Origin of the sequence: Kitasatospora sp. NPDC002965 (assembly GCF_040611255.1) — a bacterium.
Classification (GTDB): Bacteria; Actinomycetota; Actinomycetes; order Streptomycetales; family Streptomycetaceae; genus Kitasatospora.
Window position 1 is genome coordinate 23,957 of record NZ_JBEXNT010000090.1, and the last position, 15,746, is coordinate 39,702.

Annotated in this window: 10 protein-coding genes; 3 read left to right on the top strand and 7 right to left on the bottom strand. The window is 76.3% G+C overall.

Going from position 1 to position 15,746, the window contains the following annotated elements; all coding sequences use genetic code 11:
• Positions 1–17 precede the first annotated feature (17 nt).
• From eccE to ABZY91_RS28660, 3 genes are all read left to right on the top strand, one after another.
• On the top strand, positions 18–1,412 hold the full coding sequence (eccE, locus tag ABZY91_RS28650; protein ID WP_355405825.1) for a type VII secretion protein EccE: 1,395 nt from the start codon (positions 18–20) through the stop codon (positions 1,410–1,412).
• The gene (locus tag ABZY91_RS28655) at positions 1,412–2,185 is read left to right on the top strand and encodes a hypothetical protein (RefSeq protein WP_329877534.1); all 774 of its coding nucleotides are present in this window, start codon (positions 1,412–1,414) and stop codon (positions 2,183–2,185) included. Before eccE ends, ABZY91_RS28655 begins: the two co-directional genes overlap by 1 nt.
• A gap of 129 nt (positions 2,186–2,314) precedes the next feature.
• Entirely contained in the window at positions 2,315–4,537 is a 2,223-nt protein-coding gene (locus ABZY91_RS28660) for a MinD/ParA family protein (protein WP_355405826.1), read from the top strand.
• Positions 4,538–4,611: 74 nt separating this feature from the next.
• Here ABZY91_RS28660 and ABZY91_RS28665 read toward each other — a convergent pair whose 3' ends face one another.
• The 7 genes from ABZY91_RS28665 to infB all read right to left on the bottom strand — a co-directional run.
• Complete coding sequence (locus ABZY91_RS28665) at positions 4,612–5,556, bottom strand: bifunctional riboflavin kinase/FAD synthetase (protein ID WP_329877530.1); 945 nt, start codon at positions 5,554–5,556, stop codon at positions 4,612–4,614.
• 66 nt (positions 5,557–5,622) lie between these two features.
• Positions 5,623–9,426, bottom strand: a complete 3,804-nt coding sequence (locus tag ABZY91_RS28670; protein ID WP_355405827.1) for a serine protease — start codon at positions 9,424–9,426, stop codon at positions 5,623–5,625.
• A gap of 318 nt (positions 9,427–9,744) precedes the next feature.
• On the bottom strand, positions 9,745–10,683 hold the full coding sequence (gene truB, locus ABZY91_RS28675) for a tRNA pseudouridine(55) synthase TruB (RefSeq protein WP_329952548.1): 939 nt from the start codon (positions 10,681–10,683) through the stop codon (positions 9,745–9,747).
• Between the two features lie 119 nt (positions 10,684–10,802).
• Positions 10,803–11,918: a bifunctional oligoribonuclease/PAP phosphatase NrnA gene (locus tag ABZY91_RS28680; RefSeq protein WP_329952549.1), complete on the bottom strand. Its 1,116-nt coding sequence runs from the start codon at positions 11,916–11,918 to the stop codon at positions 10,803–10,805.
• Between the two features lie 2 nt (positions 11,919–11,920).
• On the bottom strand, positions 11,921–12,364 hold the full coding sequence (gene rbfA, locus ABZY91_RS28685) for a 30S ribosome-binding factor RbfA (RefSeq protein WP_329877522.1): 444 nt from the start codon (positions 12,362–12,364) through the stop codon (positions 11,921–11,923).
• Between the two features lie 153 nt (positions 12,365–12,517).
• The gene (locus tag ABZY91_RS28690; protein WP_030397729.1) at positions 12,518–12,814 is read right to left on the bottom strand and encodes a DUF503 domain-containing protein; all 297 of its coding nucleotides are present in this window, start codon (positions 12,812–12,814) and stop codon (positions 12,518–12,520) included.
• A gap of 134 nt (positions 12,815–12,948) precedes the next feature.
• Positions 12,949–15,746, bottom strand: a 2,798-nt coding sequence (gene infB / locus ABZY91_RS28695; RefSeq protein ID WP_355405828.1) for a translation initiation factor IF-2, incomplete at its 5' end; no start/stop codon positions are given.

Below are 15,746 nucleotides of genomic sequence, written 5' to 3' on the forward strand. Positions count from 1 at the left end.
AAAGGGGCCACCGGGGGATGCCAGGCCAGACCGCTCCAGGACGTCGCAGCACGGCACGGAACAGCGGACCACGCCGCCCCGGACCCCGCCCGCAACCCGGCCCCGGCACCTCCGCCACCCCGACCCGCCCCGACCCGGCCGACAGCCCCGTCCCGGTCCGCGTCCACCCCCGCCCCGGGCTCCTGGGCGGTCGCCTGGCGCTCCACCAACTGGTGCTCGTCGAGGTCGCGTCGGCTCTGGCCGCAGTCGGCTGGACGATCAGCCGACCGGTCGCCGCCGCGTTCGGCGCGATCGCCCTGGTCCTGCTGGTGCTCGCGGTCGTCCCGGTCCGCGGTCGCACCGCCCCCGAGGCGCTGCGGGTCCGGGCCGCCCTGCGGGCCCGCCGGAAGCGCGCCCGGGCCGACGCACCGCCGGCCGGCACCGACCCGGCGCTCGCCCCCGCGCTGGAGCTGGAGCCCGCGCTGCGCACCTGCACCCACACCACCGAGGCGGCCTTCGGCGGCCGTCCGGTCCGCCGGGAGACCGGCATGGTCGGCGACGGCACCTTCCTGAGCACCGTCCTGCTCGTCCAGACCAAGGACCGCCCGCTGCGCCCCGCCCGCACCGCCCGGCCGCTCCCGCTGGACGTCGTCTGCTCCGTGCTGCGGGTGGACGACATCACCCTGGAGTCGGTCCAGCTGGTCCAGCACACCCGGCCGGCGCCCGCGCCGCACCTGCCCGAACAGTCGCTGGCCGCCCGCGCCTACCGGGAGCTGCCGGACGGCGCAGCCACCCCCGGCCTGCGGCTCACCTGGGTGGCGCTCAAGCTCGACCCCGAACGGGCGGCCACCGCGGTGCGCGCCCGGGGCGGCGGCGAGGAGGGCGCCCGCAAGGCACTCCAGCGGGTCACCGACCAGCTCGCCGGGCGTCTGAACAGCGCGGGCTTCGACGCGACCGTGCTCGACGAACGCGAGCTGATCGCCGCACTCGCCACCTCCGCCTGCGTCAACCCCCTGGCCACGGCCGGACGCCGGGGCACGGGCGGCGGCGGCAGCGGGCGGCGCACCCAGGAGGGCAACCGGTTCTGGCGGGTCGACGACCGCTGGCACAGCACCTACTGGATCTCCCGCTGGCCGCAACTCGGCCGCCCCGGCGGCGCCCCCGGCCGGATCGCCGTCCCCGACCTGGTGAACCTGGTCACCGGCGCACCCGCGCTGGCGAGCACCTTCAGCCTCACCGCCGGGCACGGCACCGGCGGCTCGGTGACGCTCAGCGGCCACGTCCGGGTGACCGGGCGCAGCGAGAGCGAGGCCGTCCGGATCGGACGCCGGGTCGAGGCCCGCGCGCAGGGCGCCGGCCTGGGGCTGACCCGGCTCGACCTGGAGCAGGCCCCCGGCGTGCTCGCCACCCTCCCGCTGGGAGGTACCGCCTGATGGCGTACCAGGGCTACCGGCCGACCGGTGCGCCGACCGGAGCCGGGCGGCGGCCGAGGATCCCGTCCCGGCTGCTGCCCGGTTTCGGGCTTCGCGGCCCGCGGCGGGAGAAGCACGTGCTGGCCGTCGGGGATCTTGCCGCGCTGGCCTTCCCGGTCGGCGACGACGGCGTACTGATCGGCCAGGACGTGCACCGGGCGCAGCCCGCCGTGCTCGGACTGTTCCGGCCCGGCGCCTACGACCTGGTCCTGGTCGGCGGCGTCTGGACGGCGCAGGTCATCGCGCTGCGGGCGGCCGCCACCGGCGCCCGGGTCGCCGTGGAGACCGCCCGCGCCCACCTGTGGGGCCCGCTCGCTCAGGCCGCCGGCGGCGGTCAGCCGTGCGTCACCGTCCACCAGGTCGGCAGACTCGGCCCGCAGGGCGCCTCGGTCACCTCGCCGGTCCTGGTGGTGCGCGACCTCGGCGCCCGCCCGCCCGGCAGCCGGCTCTCCGCCACACCCTGGCAGACCACCCTGACCGTGCTGCCGTACCTGGGGCCGAACGCGGCCCGGGTGCTCAACGCGGCCGACCTGGTCGGGGTGCAACGGGTCTCGCCGCAGGAGGCGGAGCTGATCGGCCGGGTGCTGTCGCTCGGCCCGCCCGAGGTCGGGGCGCTGCCCACCCTCGCCGAGGACCTGACGCTCTGGACGACCCGGATGAGCCGGCAGTACGTACGGGTCGTCGCCGGGCAGGCGGAACGGCAGGTCCTGGGCGGCCCGCGGCGGATCGACTGACCCGGCCGATCCCGGTCGCGGCCCGGTCGGAGATGAGATACCGCCTTCAGTGGGGGGTGGCTCACGGCCTAGGCTGTGATGCGGCAACGGCACCGCGAACGTGCGGCGGCGAACACGAGGGAGCCTCAGGTGAGTAGCGATCGGGACGGCGTCTACGTCGGCGACAACGCGGCGGAGGACGACGACGACTGGTCCGACGCGCCCGACTACACTCCCCCGTCCTGGTACGTGCAGACGGACGCCCCGGGTGCTCCGGCGGCTCCCGGTCCGGCTCCGACGCCTGCCCCTGCCCCTGCCCCGACGGCAGCGGCTCCGGTGGCGCCGCCCGCTCCGGCTCCGGTGGCCCCCGTTCCGGCCGCCGAGCCCGCTCCGCAACCCCAGCCGCCGGTCCAGCCCCACTTCCAGCCGCAGCCGGCGCCCGCGCCGGCCGTCCCGGCCGCACCCACCGCCGGGATAGCGGCGCCGCACCCCCCGTTCGCCGCTCCGCCGACCCACCCGGCCGCGCCCGCGCCCGCCCCGGTTCCCGCCCCGTACGCGGAGCAGCCGCCGGCCGTCGCCCAGCCCTGGCCCGCGGCCGACCCGTCGGTGCAGCCGCAGCCCTACCCCGGTGGACCCCACCCGCCTGCGCCCGCCCCGGCGCCGCTGCCGGCGCAGCCGGCCCTGCCGTACCCGGACCCGCAGCAGCAGCAGGCCCAGGGGTACCCGCAGGCCCAGCCCCAGCCTCAGCCGTACTCCCAGCAAGCCCAGCAGGCCCAGCAGGTGGTGCAGCAGCCGCAGGACCCGCAGGCCGCCGCCTGGGCCGCCGCGCAGCAGGCCGCCCAGCAGGCCCCGGCTCCGCAGCCCGGCCCACAGCCCGGCCCGCAGGCCGCCGCCGACCCGCGCGCGGCCGGCTGGCCCCAGCCGAACGCCTACCAGCAGCAGCCCCCGCAGCCGGGCCCGGGCCTGCCCGCCCAGCCCTGGCAGCAGCAGCCCGACGCCCCGCAGGCGCCCGCCGCGATGCAGCAGTCCGGGGCCCCGCAGCAGACCGCGCACGGCGCCCCGCTCGGCTACACGGCCGCCGTCGAGCTCTCCTCGGACCGCCTGCTGCGCAGCCAGCCGAAGCAGCAGCGCCAGCAGCCGCGGTTCCAGTTCGGCGGCAAGGCCGCTGCCGCCGAGAAGTCCCGCAAGCTGGAGATCATCCGCACCCCGGTGCTCAGCTGCTACCGGATCGCCGTGATCAGCCTCAAGGGCGGCGTTGGCAAGACCACGACCACGACCGCCCTCGGCGCGACGCTGGCCAGCGAGCGCCAGGACAAGGTGATCGCGATCGACGCCAACCCGGACGCCGGCACGCTCGGCCGCCGGGTCAAGCGGCAGACCGGCGCGACCATCCGCGACCTGGTGACGGCCATCCCGCACCTGCGCAGCTACATGGACATCCGTCAGTTCACCTCACAGGACCTGCACTCGGGCCTGGAGATCCTGGCGAACGACGTCGACCCGGCCGTCTCGACGACCTTCAACGACTCGGACTACCGGCAGGTCATCGACGTGCTGGGCCGCCAGTACCCGATCATCCTGACCGACTCCGGCACGGGCCTGCTGTACAGCGCGATGCGCGGGGTGCTGGACCTCGCCGACCAGCTGATCATCGTCTCCACCCCCAGCGTGGACGGCGCCTCGTCCGCCTCGACCACGCTGGACTGGCTCTCCGCGCACGGCTACGCCGATCTGGTGCAGCGTTCGATCACCGTGGTCTCCGGGGTCCGCGAGACCAGCAAGATGATCAAGGTCGAGGACATCGTCGCGCACTTCCGGACCCGCTGCCGGGGCGTGGTCGTGGTGCCGTTCGACGAGAGCCTGGCGGCCGGCGCCGAGGTCAACCTCGACATGATGCGGCCCAAGGTCCGCGAGGCGTACTTCGACCTCGCCGCGCTGGTCGCCGAGGACATCGTCCGCGCCCAGCAGGCCGCGGCCCAGCAGGCGAGCTGGCAGCACCCGGGCGCACAGCAGTACGCCGCCGCACCGCAGCCCTACGCCCCGCAGCAGCAGCCGGCCCAGCAGCCCGGCCCGCTCCACCCGGACCCGCAGCAGCAGCCGTACCCGCACCAGCAGCCGGTGCAACCGTGGCAGCAGCCGGGCCCCCAGCCAGTCCCCGGTGCTCCCTGGGCGCAGCCGGGCCAGACCCCGCCGCCGGCCGGCTACGGCTACCCGCCGCAGGGTCCGCCCCAGCCGGCGCCGGAGTGGCAGCAGCCGCAGCAGCCCGCGCCGCCGGGCGGTGGATACGGCTACCCCCAGCCCGACGGCGGCCAGCAGCCGCCCGCCGGGTACGGCTACCCGCCGCCGCCCGCACCGCCCCAGCAACAGCAGTAGGAGCAGTAGGGGAGCGCACCGCGCGCAAGGGCCCGCCGACCGGAGTCGGCGGGCCCTTGCGCGCGGATCCGGCGTCAGCCGGCGTCGGTCAGCTCGCGCGACCGCTTCACGTCGTCGGCCATCCGGTCCAGCAGCGCCTCGATCGAGTCGAACTTCTCCATCCCGCGCAGGTAGACGAGGAACTCGACGGCCACGTGCAGCCCGTAGAGGTCCAGCCCGACCCGGTCGATGGCGTACGCCTCGACGGTCCGGGCGGTGCCGTCGAAGGTCGGGTTGGTGCCGACCGAGATGGCCGCCGGCATCCGCTCGCCGTCGGCCGTCAGCCAGCCCGCGTACACCCCGTCGGCCGGAACGGCGCTGTGCGGCACGGTGTCCACGTTGGCGGTCGGGTAGCCCAGCTCGCGGCCGCGCTGCGCGCCGCGCACCACCTCGCCCTCCACCCGGTGCGGACGGCCCAGCACCTCGCCGGCCCCGGCCACGTCGCCCGCGGCGACCAGCCGGCGGGTCAGGGTCGAGGAGAACGGCTCGCCGTCACCCGCCGCCCCGCGCACCCGGAGGTCGACGACCTCGACGCCGCAGTCGGCCGACCGGCCCAGTTCGGCCAGCAGCGCGACGTTGCCGGCCGCCCGGTGGCCGAACCGGAAGTTCGGCCCCTCGACGACCAGGCACGCGTGCAGCGCGTCCACCAGCACCTGCCGGAAGAACTCCTCCGGGGACTCCTTCGAGAACTCGGTGGTGAACGGCAGCACCAGGACGGCGTCCACGCCGAGCGCCTCGATCAGCTCCGCGCGGCGCGGCTGCGGGGCCAGCAGCGCCGGGTGGCTGCCCGGACGGACCACCTCGCTCGGGTGCGGGTCGAAGGTGACCACGACCGACCGGACCCCGAGCTCGCGGGCGCGCTCGACCGCCCGGCCGATGATCAGCTGGTGCCCACGGTGCACTCCGTCGAACGAGCCGATGGTGACGACGCTGCGTCCCCAGTCACCGGGGATCTCCTCCAGGCCACGCCAGCGTTGCACCCTGACCGCTCCTTGTTCCGTACGACGCGTACCTTCTGTACGCTCAAACGCTCAAAACCCGAACCCCTATAGCGTGCCATGCGCCTGTCCCGAGTTCGGCACCGGAAGGCGGGTTGGACGCACCGCCGGGTGCCGGGCCCCGGTGCCGGGTGTACGAAGCGACCCCGTCCCGGGCCCCGGGCCGGCCCCCCGCCCGGCCTCGGCAGCCGCGTCCCGCGGGTCCCGGCCCGCCGCCACCAGGTCGCGCAGCCGGTCCAGGCGGGGACCGGCGGGGCGGGTGGGCCTGCCGTCCGCCGGCCACCGTGCCAGCAGCAGCGCGAACGCCGCCGACCCGCCGGCGCAGCGGACCAGCAGCCCGTCCGCGTCCGGCAGCCCGGCCGCCGCCCGCACCAGGACGGCCCTGGCCCTGACCGGCCGCTCGGCCGCGCAGTGCTCGGCGAGCGCGGCCACGGCGGCGGCCAGCACCTCCGGATCGCCCTCGGTGGCCAGCAGGGTGTCCAGCAGCTCACAACGCAGGGCGTCCGCCACCGGGTCGGCCACCGGGCGGGACAGCACCTCGGCGAACGGCCGCCGGACGGCCACCGCCCGGGCCGCCAGACCACTGCTCAGGAGCACCCGGAGCTCCAGCCGGGCGGCCGCGCCCTCGACGGCCCCGCCCGCCAGCCTGCGGCCGAGGTAGTCGACCGCCACCGGCCCGGCCAGGGCCGGACGCTCGCGCAGCAACCGGGCCACCAGCTCGGCGCCCCGCCGGACGGCCAGGGGCGCCCGGGCGTCCGCCAGCACCCGGAGCGTCCCGGCGACCGGGGCCGCCCGACCCGCCTCGTCCGCCCGGCCTGCCGGACCCGCCCGACCCGCTGGCCCCTCCGGCCCGCCCAACCGGGCGGCGAGGGCGGCGAGGACCGGCTCCGGGTCGCTCTCCAGGGCCGGCGCCAGCGCCGCCGCGGTGAGGAAGCGGTCCTCCCCTCGCCGGTACGCGGCCAGCGCCGCCGGGAGGTGGGCCGTCCGGGTCCGCCCGTCCCGGACCAGCAGGGCGAGCGCGGCGCCGTGCAGGGCCGGCTCGTCCTCCCGGGCCAGCAGGGTCAGCGCGGTGAACCGCAGCAGCTCCGGCCCGGCGCCGCTCGCGTGCGGGGCGGTGCGCAGCGCGTGCACGGCGGCGGCGACATGGCGCTCGGGGCGCCGGTCGTGGCTCCAGCGGTCCACCGCCCGGCAGAGCGCCGAGGGCTCCTCGACGGCCAGGACGGCGAGGAGCGCGTCCGCCCTCGGATGCGCGGCGCCGGCCAGCGCCTCGGTCAACTCGTCCAGGGCCAGGGCACGGTGGGAGTACAGCAGATCGTGGACGAGGTCCGCGACGGTGCTGCCGGGGCGGACGGGCAGGCCCCGCGGGTCGTCGAACCAGGCGCAGAGCAGCGGGAGGGTGCCCGCCGGGTCGGCACGCAGCCGGTCGGCCGTCGCCGCGAGGAAGCCCCGGCCGGGGCCGTCTGCGGCCACCAGCCTTCGGTACAGGGCGAGTTCACGCTCGACGGGCAGGCGCAGACCGGTCCAGAAGTCCGGGCCGAACCGGCCGAGCCCGGCCTCCGGAAGCCGCTCGAACCCGCCCTCGGCCGCGGCGCGTTCGACGATCCGGTCGGCCAGCTGGTCGAGCAGGGCGCGGTGCTCGGCGAGATCGGGGCTGGCGGCCAGACCGGCGATCAGCAACCGCCCGGCCCACCAACCGGGTTCACTGCCGGGCGGGCGCAGGTCCAGGGCCCGCCAGATCCGGTGCAGCCACGGGTCCAGCGCCGGCGCGCCCCAGGCGTCGGCGATCCGCCGGAGCGCGGCGGCCACGGGACCGACCCGGGAGCGGGACACCGTCCGGACCTCGCCGGCCGGGCGGGTGTCCTCGGTCTCGCCGAGCAGCAGCCGCAGTGCCTCGTCCAGGTCCAGGTGCCGCCCCTGCAGCCAGTCGGCGAACTCGCCGTGCGCGAACCGGTAGCCCGGTCCGGCCGGCACGAACAGCCCCTCCGCCAGCACCGCCGCCGCCCAGCCGCCGGCCACCGGGAACAGCTCCTCGAACACCGCCCGGCCCAGCCCGCCCTGCTCGGCGCCCAGCATCCGCCGGGCCGCCTCGTGCACCCGGCCGGCCACCGCCGCCGCCAGCCGCCGCACCCGCCCGTGCCCCGCCCGGCGGACGGCACCCCTGCGGTGGGCTCCCGACCGGCGGGGCCGCCCGTCCTCGGCGAGCCGCTGCGCCACCCGCAGGCAGCACAGGTCGAGACGGGCGCCGAAGAGCTCGCCCCGCCGGGCGGGCTCCCCCCGCAGGCCCTCGGCCCACAGCTCCCCGGCCAACCGGACCGCGAGCGGGTGACGGGCGTCCGCCTCCTCCGGCCACCCCGGCGGCAGCCCGTACCGCCGCCGGACCCGGTCCGCCGCCTCGGCCGGGAGCGGCCCCAACCGGCGGACGGCGACCCGGACGGCGGGGGAGGACGGCGGCGACCCCCCGTACCGGGCCGCCGGTCCGCCCACCGGGACCAGGAAGTCCCCCGTTCCGCCGCCCGGCGCCAGCCGCTCCCAGGCCTCGTCCCCGCAGGCCGTGAGCAACCGCGCGCCGCAGGCCGCCAGCCACCGCGCGGTCACCCGCAGCCAGTCGGCGTCGAGCGGCACCGGCGCCTCCTCCGGCCCGTCCAGCACCACCAGCAACGGCCGCCCGGCCGCCGCGCAGAGCCCGGCCGCCGTGCCCGGTCCCGGCGGCGGTGTGCCCGGTTCGGCCGCCCCGGCGAACGCCCGCTCCACGGCCTCCGCGAGCGAGGCGTCCCCGGCGCCCAGATCGGCGCCGCGCAGCCACAGCGTGGGCCGGGGCCGTTCCCCGGCGCCGCGCCGCACGGCGAGGGCCGCCAGCTCGGTGCTCCGCCCCGACCCGGGCGCCCCGACCAGCGCGACGATCCCCGCCCCCGCCGGGCCCCCGGGTGGACCGGCCCACCCGTCCGGACCGTCACCGGCGGCGCCGCCGTCCTCGCCGTCACCGGGCCACTCCCCCAGCCCGTCCGGCCGGTCCACCCGGTCGGCCGCCAGCCCGGCCACCCGGCCCGGCCCCGCGCCGGCGGCGGCCAGCTGGGCCGCGGCCAGCCGCAGCACCCCGGCCAGGTTGAGCGCGCCGCCGTAGGCGGGCACCCCGGCCGCGTTGCGGGCCAGCACCTCGGCCAACTCCGGCCCGCCGTACCCGGTGTCCGCTCCCGCACCCGCCGCACCCGGGCCGGATCCCGGCCCCGCCACCGGTACGGCGACGGGTGCCCCGGGCCGGCCGGGGGCCCGCAGCGCGGGGGCGACCACCGCGACCACCGCGCCGGTACGGGCGTCCAGGACGGGCGCGCCGGCCGCCACCACCGCCGCGTCGCCGGGCGGCGGCACGTCGAGCAGCAGCGCGCCGGCGATCAGGTGACAGCCGCCCGCCCGCGCGTAGAGGGCCCCGGTGGTCTCGGCGACGCCGCAGCGCAGCAGCACCGTCCGCCCGTCGGGGCGGCCGTCCGCCCAGACCGGTACGGGCACCAGCAGGACGTCCCCGGCCTGCGCCGCGGGAGGCGCCGTGACCGGCAGCGGCGGCACGGGGACACCGCCGACCGCGTCGGTGCGCAGCAGGGCGAGGCCGTACCCGGGCAGCGGCCGGACGTGGTCCGGGCCGAGGACCCGGGTCTGGCCGCCGGGGGTGTGCAGGACGATCCGGTCGAGTCCCTCGACGGTCTCGTGGGCGGTGAGGACGGTGCCCTGCAGGTCGACCACGAAGCCGAGTCCGCGCGGGCGCCCGTCCCGGTCGCGGATCCGCAGCAGCCGGTGGCCGGTGTCGCCCGCCGCCCCGTCGTCCGCCGGCAAGCCCAGGAAGCCCAGCAGTCCCGGCATCGAGCAGCCCCTCCCGGCAGGGCCGGCCGGCCCCGGAGTGGACTCGTCGCGGCGACCTGTCCGCCGTCCGGGAGCCTGCCCGGCCCGGGTGCGGGCCGACCACACCCACGCCGTTCACGACTGCCGTTCACCTCGCGCGCTCCCTCGTGCGGGTGAACTCCGGGCAGTACGAACCCCCGCGCGCCCCCCGCCCCCCGCCGCCCTCCGCCCGCCGCCTCGCACGACCGGCCGCCGAGAGACCGTGGCCGGACAGCACGGAACCCCGGAAGCCCCGAGCCCGAGGGCCCCGCGCTTCCGGGGCCCTGCCCCGGGCCGTCCTCAGCCGACGAAGACGGCGACCGGCCTGGCCTGGCCGCCCTTCTCCTCCACCAGCGCGAGGAACCCGCCGTCCGGCCCGAACACCGCGATCGGCCCGTCCACGTCCAGGCCCGGTGCCTTCAGCCGGGCACCGTGCGACAGCTGCTTCGCCTGGTCGGCGTCGAGGTCCCAGCGCGGGAAGGCCGCCGCGGCGGCCTCGCCGATCGGCAGCACCTCCAGCGGCGCGCCGGAGCCGTCGGAGCCCCCGGTGACCGCCTCCTCCAGCTCCTCCAGGGTCCGCGCCGACTCCACCCCGTACGGGCCGACCCGGGTGCGCCGCAGCGCGGTCAGGTGGCCTCCGACGCCGAGCGCCGCGCCGAGGTCGCGGGCCAGCGCCCGGATGTAGGTGCCGGAGGAGCACTCCACGGTGACGTCCAGGTCGATCACCGGCGTGCCGTCCTCGGCGACGGCGGCGCGCTGCTCGTGGACGGTGAAGGAGTGGATCGTGGTCGGTCGGGCGGCCAGCTCGAAGTCCTCGCCCTCGCGCACGCGCGCGTACGACCGCTTGCCGTCGATCTTGATCGCACTGACCTTGGACGGCACCTGCATGATCTCGCCGGTGAGGGCGGCGATCCCGGAGTCGATGTCCTCCCGGCGCACCGCGTCGGCCGGGGCGGAGGCGGTGACGTCGCCCTCCCGGTCGTCGGTGACGGTGGTCTGACCGAGCCGGACGGTGGCCTCGTAGGTCTTGGCGGTGAGCATCAGGTGGCCGAGCAGCCGGGTGGCCCGTTCGACCCCGATCACCAGCACGCCGGTGGCCATCGGATCGAGGGTGCCGGCGTGGCCGACCTTCCGCGTCCCGGCCAACCACCGCAGCTTGGCGACCACCCCGTGCGAGGTGATGCCCTCCGGCTTGTCGACGATGACCAGGCCGTCCGGACCGGTGCCTTTGCGCTTCATCAAGTTCTTTCTCTAAGGATGGTCAACTACACGGGACGGGCCGCGTCCGGGCCGGCCGAACGGGCCGGCCGTGCCGGACCGCCCCCCGGCGCCCCGCGCGCCGTCCCCACGGCGGCCGGTCACACGGGCCGCAGCGCGCCCCGGAACCGCTCCACCACCGCGGTGACATCCTCCCGGACGGAGAAACCGGCCGCGAAGGTGTGCCCGCCGCCGCCGAGCGCGGTGCAGGCCGCCGCGACGTCCACCGCGCCCTTGGAGCGCGAGGAGCCGCGCAGCGTGCCGTCCGGGTCCTGCTTGAGCACCAGCGCCACCTCGGCCTCGGCCGGGCGGCGCAGGATGTCGATCAGGCCCTCGATCTCCTCGACGGTGACACTGAAGAGCACCAGGTCCTGGTAGGGCACCCAGGTCCACACCAGGCCGAGCCCGCCGGCCGCGGCCGGCTCGTAGACGGCCCGGTCGAGCGCACCGGCCAGCACCTTGAGGTAGCCGAAGGAGGAGGTGTCCCACAGCTGCCGCGAGATGAGGTCCTGCCGGATGCCGGTGGCCAGCAGCCGCGCGGCGAGTTCGTGGGTGGCGGGCGTGGTGGCCCGGTACTTGAACGAGCCGGTGTCGGTGGCGACCCCGGTGTAGAGGCAGGTGGCCAGGTCCTGGTCGAGTTCGACGCCGAGCCGGCGCAGCAGTTCGTCCACCAGGACGGCGGTGGCCGGGGCTCCCGGGTCGATCAACTGGTGGGTGCCGAACCCGGGGTTGGAGGCGTGGTGGTCGAAGACCACCAGCACGGGCGCCGCGAAGGCCTTCCCGTGCAGCAGCCCCAGCCGGCTCTCCGCGGCGACGTCGAAGCAGAGCACCAGGTCCGGGGCCTCGGGCACCTCGGAGGCCGGCACGATCAGCTCCCGGCCGGGCAGGAAGGCCAGCGACTCGGGCACGACCTGCGGGTCGTCACCGAAGGAGACCCGCACCTCCTTGCCGAGGCCGCGCAGCGCCAGCCCGGCCGCCAGGGCGGAACCGAGCGCGTCGCCGTCCGGGCAGATGTGGCAGATCAGGTCGACGGAGCGGGCCCGCCCGATCTCCGCGACCACCTGCTGCCACACCAGCTCGAAACCGCTCTCCTCGGCACGCGGTCCCGGAAGCACCGCGAGGGCACCCTCCACCGTGTCGGTGGAGGATGCCCCCGTGGCCGTACCGGCCGTGGTCGTACCGGTTGTCGAACCGGCCTCCGCCGGCTCACCCGCCATGACTACTCGTCCTCGTCGTCACGCTCGGACGCCGGAACCTTGTACGGGTCCGCGTCACCGGCGTAGACCGCGCCCGCGGCGGTGGTGCGCACCGCCGCGTCGATGGCCCTGGCCCGGTCGAGCAGGTCGTCGATGTTCCGGGCGTTCTCCGGCAGTGCGTCCGCGATGAAGGTCAGCGTCGGGGTGAAGCGCACCCCGGTCTGCTTGCCGACCTCGGAGCGGAGCACGCCCTTGGCGCTCTCCAGCGCGGCGGCCGTGGCCTCGCGCTCGGTGTCGTCACCGTAGACGGTGTAGAAGACGGTGGCCTCGCGCAGGTCGCCGGTCACCCGTGCGTCGGTGATGGTCACGAACCCCAGCCGGGGGTCCTTGATCCGCCGTTCCAGGGTCTGGGCGACGACCACCTGGATGCGGTCGGCGAGCTTGCGCGCCCTTGCGGTGTCGGTCACGTTGCCTCCTCGTGCAGTGGGCCGGGTGGTCGGGCATGTTGCGCGCCCGTCGGGGCCCCAGCCCCAAAGTACCGGCCCGCGCCCAGCCTTGTGGGCGCTCTCGGTCCTGATCTGTGTGAGAACGGCGACTCGCGCCGGTCTGCTCCGCAGATCTCATTCGTCGTCGTCGTTGTGGTAGCGCCTCCTGGCGGAGAGCAGCTGAACCTCGGGGCGGCCGGCGACCAACCGCTCACAGCTGTCCAGGATCTCGGTGACGTACCCGGCTTCGCCGGACACCACCGCGAGGCCGATCTCGGCCCTGCGGTGCAGATCCTGGTTCCCGGTCTCGGCAGCGCACACGCTGTACTTGCGCTGCAGTTCGGCCACGATGGGCCGTACGATCGACCGTTTCTCCTTGAGCGAGTGGACGTCGCCCAGCAGCAGGTCGAAGGTGAGTGTTCCCACGAACATGTGTGACAGGTCCAGCCGACCTGAAGGCCTCGGTGACAGCCCGGGAGCGGGCTGGTCTACGAGGACCCTACACAGCGAGACCGGGGCCGGTCGACGGGAATTCCACCCGCCGACCGGCCCCGGACACCACTCGCTTACGCGCGCGGCTTCTCGCGCATCTCGTAGGTCTCGATGACGTCCTCGACCTTGATGTCGTTGAACGAACCGAGCGTGACACCGGCCTCGAAGCCCTCGCGGACCTCGGTCGCGTCGTCCTTGAAGCGGCGCAGACCCTCGATGGTGAGGCTCTCCGCCACGACCTTGCCGTCGCGGATGAGGCGGGCCTTGGCGTTGCGGCGCAGCAGGCCCTCGCGGACCAGGACACCGGCGATGTTGCCGAACTTGGAGGAGCGGAACACCTCGCGGATCTCCGCGGAGCCGAGGCGGACCTCCTCGTACTCCGGCTTGAGCATGCCCTTGAGGGCGTTCTCGATCTCCTCGATCGCCTGGTAGATGACCGAGTAGTACCGGACGTCCACGCCTTCCTTGTCGGCCGCGGCGCGCGCACGACCCTCCGCGCGCACGTTGAAGCCGATGATGATGGCGTCCGAGCCCATCGCCAGGTCCACGTCGGACTCGGTGATGGCACCCACACCGCGGTGCAGGACCCGGAGCTCGACCTCCTCGCCGACGTCCAGCTTGACGAGGGCGTCCTCAAGAGCCTCGACCGAACCGGAGACGTCACCCTTGATGATGAGGTTGAGCTGCTCGATGGAGCCGGCGGCGATGGCCTTGTCCAGGTCCTCCAGGGACACCCGGACCCGACGCTGCGCGAAGGCGGCGTTGCGGTCACGGGCCGAGCGCTTCTCGGCGATCTGGCGGGCGGTGCGGTCCTCGTCGACGACGATGAAGCTGTCGCCGGCGCGGGGCACCGAGGTCAGACCGAGCAGCAGCACCGGGCGGGACGGGCCGGCCTCGGCGACGCTGTTGCCGTTCTCGTCCAGCATCGCGCGGACGCGGCCGTAGGCGTCGCCGACCACGATCGAGTCGCCGACGCGGAGGGTACCGCGCTGCACGAGCACGGTCGCCATGGCGCCGCGGCCCTTGTCGAGGTGGGCCTCGATGGCGATGCCCTGCGCGTCCTGGTCGGGGTTGGCCCGCAGGTCGAGCGAGGCGTCCGCGGTGAGGACCACGGCCTCCAGCAGCTGGTCGATGTTGAGACCCTGGCGCGCGGAGATGTCGACGAACATGGTGTCGCCGCCGTACTCCTCGGCCACCAGACCGAACTCGGTCAGCTGACCGCGGACCTTGGTCGGGTCGGCGCCGTCGACGTCGATCTTGTTGACGGCGACCACGATCGGCACACCCGCGGCCTTGGCGTGGTTGAGCGCCTCGACCGTCTGCGGCATGACACCGTCGTTGGCCGCGACCACCAGGATCGCGATGTCGGTGGACTTGGCACCACGGGCACGCATGGCGGAGAACGCCTCGTGACCCGGGGTGTCGAGGAAGGTGATCGGGCGCTCTTCGCCGTTCACCGTCGTCGCCACCTGGTAGGCACCGATGTGCTGGGTGATGCCACCGGCCTCGCCGGCCACCACGTTCGACTTACGGATCGCGTCCAGCAGTCGGGTCTTACCGTGGTCGACGTGACCCATGACGGTGACGACCGGCGGGCGCGCGGCCAGCTGGTCCTCGTCGCCCTCGTCGGCACCGAAGTCGATGTCGAACGACTCCAGCAGCTCGCGGTCCTCGTCGTCCCGGCTGACGATCTCCAGGACGAAGCCCATCTCGTCCGCCAGCAGCTGCAGCGTGGCGTCGGAGACCGACTGGGTCGCGGTGACCATCTCACCGAGGTTGAACATGACGGAGACGAGCGCGGCCGGGTTGGCGTTGATCTTCTCCGCGAAGTCCATCAGCGAGGCGCCGCTCGACAGGCGAACGGTCTGACCGTTGCCGCGAGGCAGCATCACACCGCCGACGGACGGGGCCTGCATGGCCTCGTACTCCTGGCGCTTCGCCCGCTTCGACTTGCGACCACGGGCCGGACGGCCACCGGGGCCACGGCCGAAGGCACCCTGCGTGCCACCACGGGCACCCGGGCCACCGGGACGGCCGCCGAAGCCACCCGGACGCGGGCCGAAACCGCCGCCGCCACCCGGGGCACCGCCACCGGGACGGGGGCCGCCGAAGCCGCCACCGGCCGGACGCGAGCCCGGACCTGCCGGACGACCGGCGAAACCGGGACGGGCGCCACCGGCACCACCCGGACCACCCGGACGGCCACCGGGGCCACCCGGACCACGGCCACCGGGGCCGGGACGCGGGCCCGGACCGGCCGGACGCTGCGGCATCATGCCCGGGTTCGGACGCGGCATGCCCGACGGGGTCGGACGCGGGCCGGCCGGACGCGGCATGCCGTCGGGACGCGGGGCGCCACCCGGACGGGGGGCACCGGCACCCGGGGCACCGGGAGCGCCACCGGGACGCTGCGGACGGTCGCCACCGGGGCGCGGGGCACCACCGGCACCGGGAGCGCCACCGGGACGCTGCGGACGGTCGCCACCCGGACGGGGAGCGCCACCACCGGGAGCACCGGCACCCGGACGGGCCGGACGGTCGCCACCGGGACGCGGACGGTCGCCGCCCTGGCCACCCGGACCGGCCGGACGCGCACCGGGCGCGGCCGGACGACGGTCACCGGGGCGGGCCATGCCGGTCGCACTGCCCGAGGTGAACGGGTTGTTGCCCGGACGCGGGCCGGCCGGACGCGGGCCCGGACGGGCGCTGCCACCGGCGGGGGCGCTGCCGCCACCGGCCGGGGCACCCGCCGAACGCGGGGCCTGCGGGGCCTGCGAGGCCGGGCGCGGGGCCTGGGTCTCGCCGGACACCGGGGCGGGCGAGGAGAACTCGGCCGCCGGGGCGGCCGGGGCCGCGGGAGCGGCCGGACGCG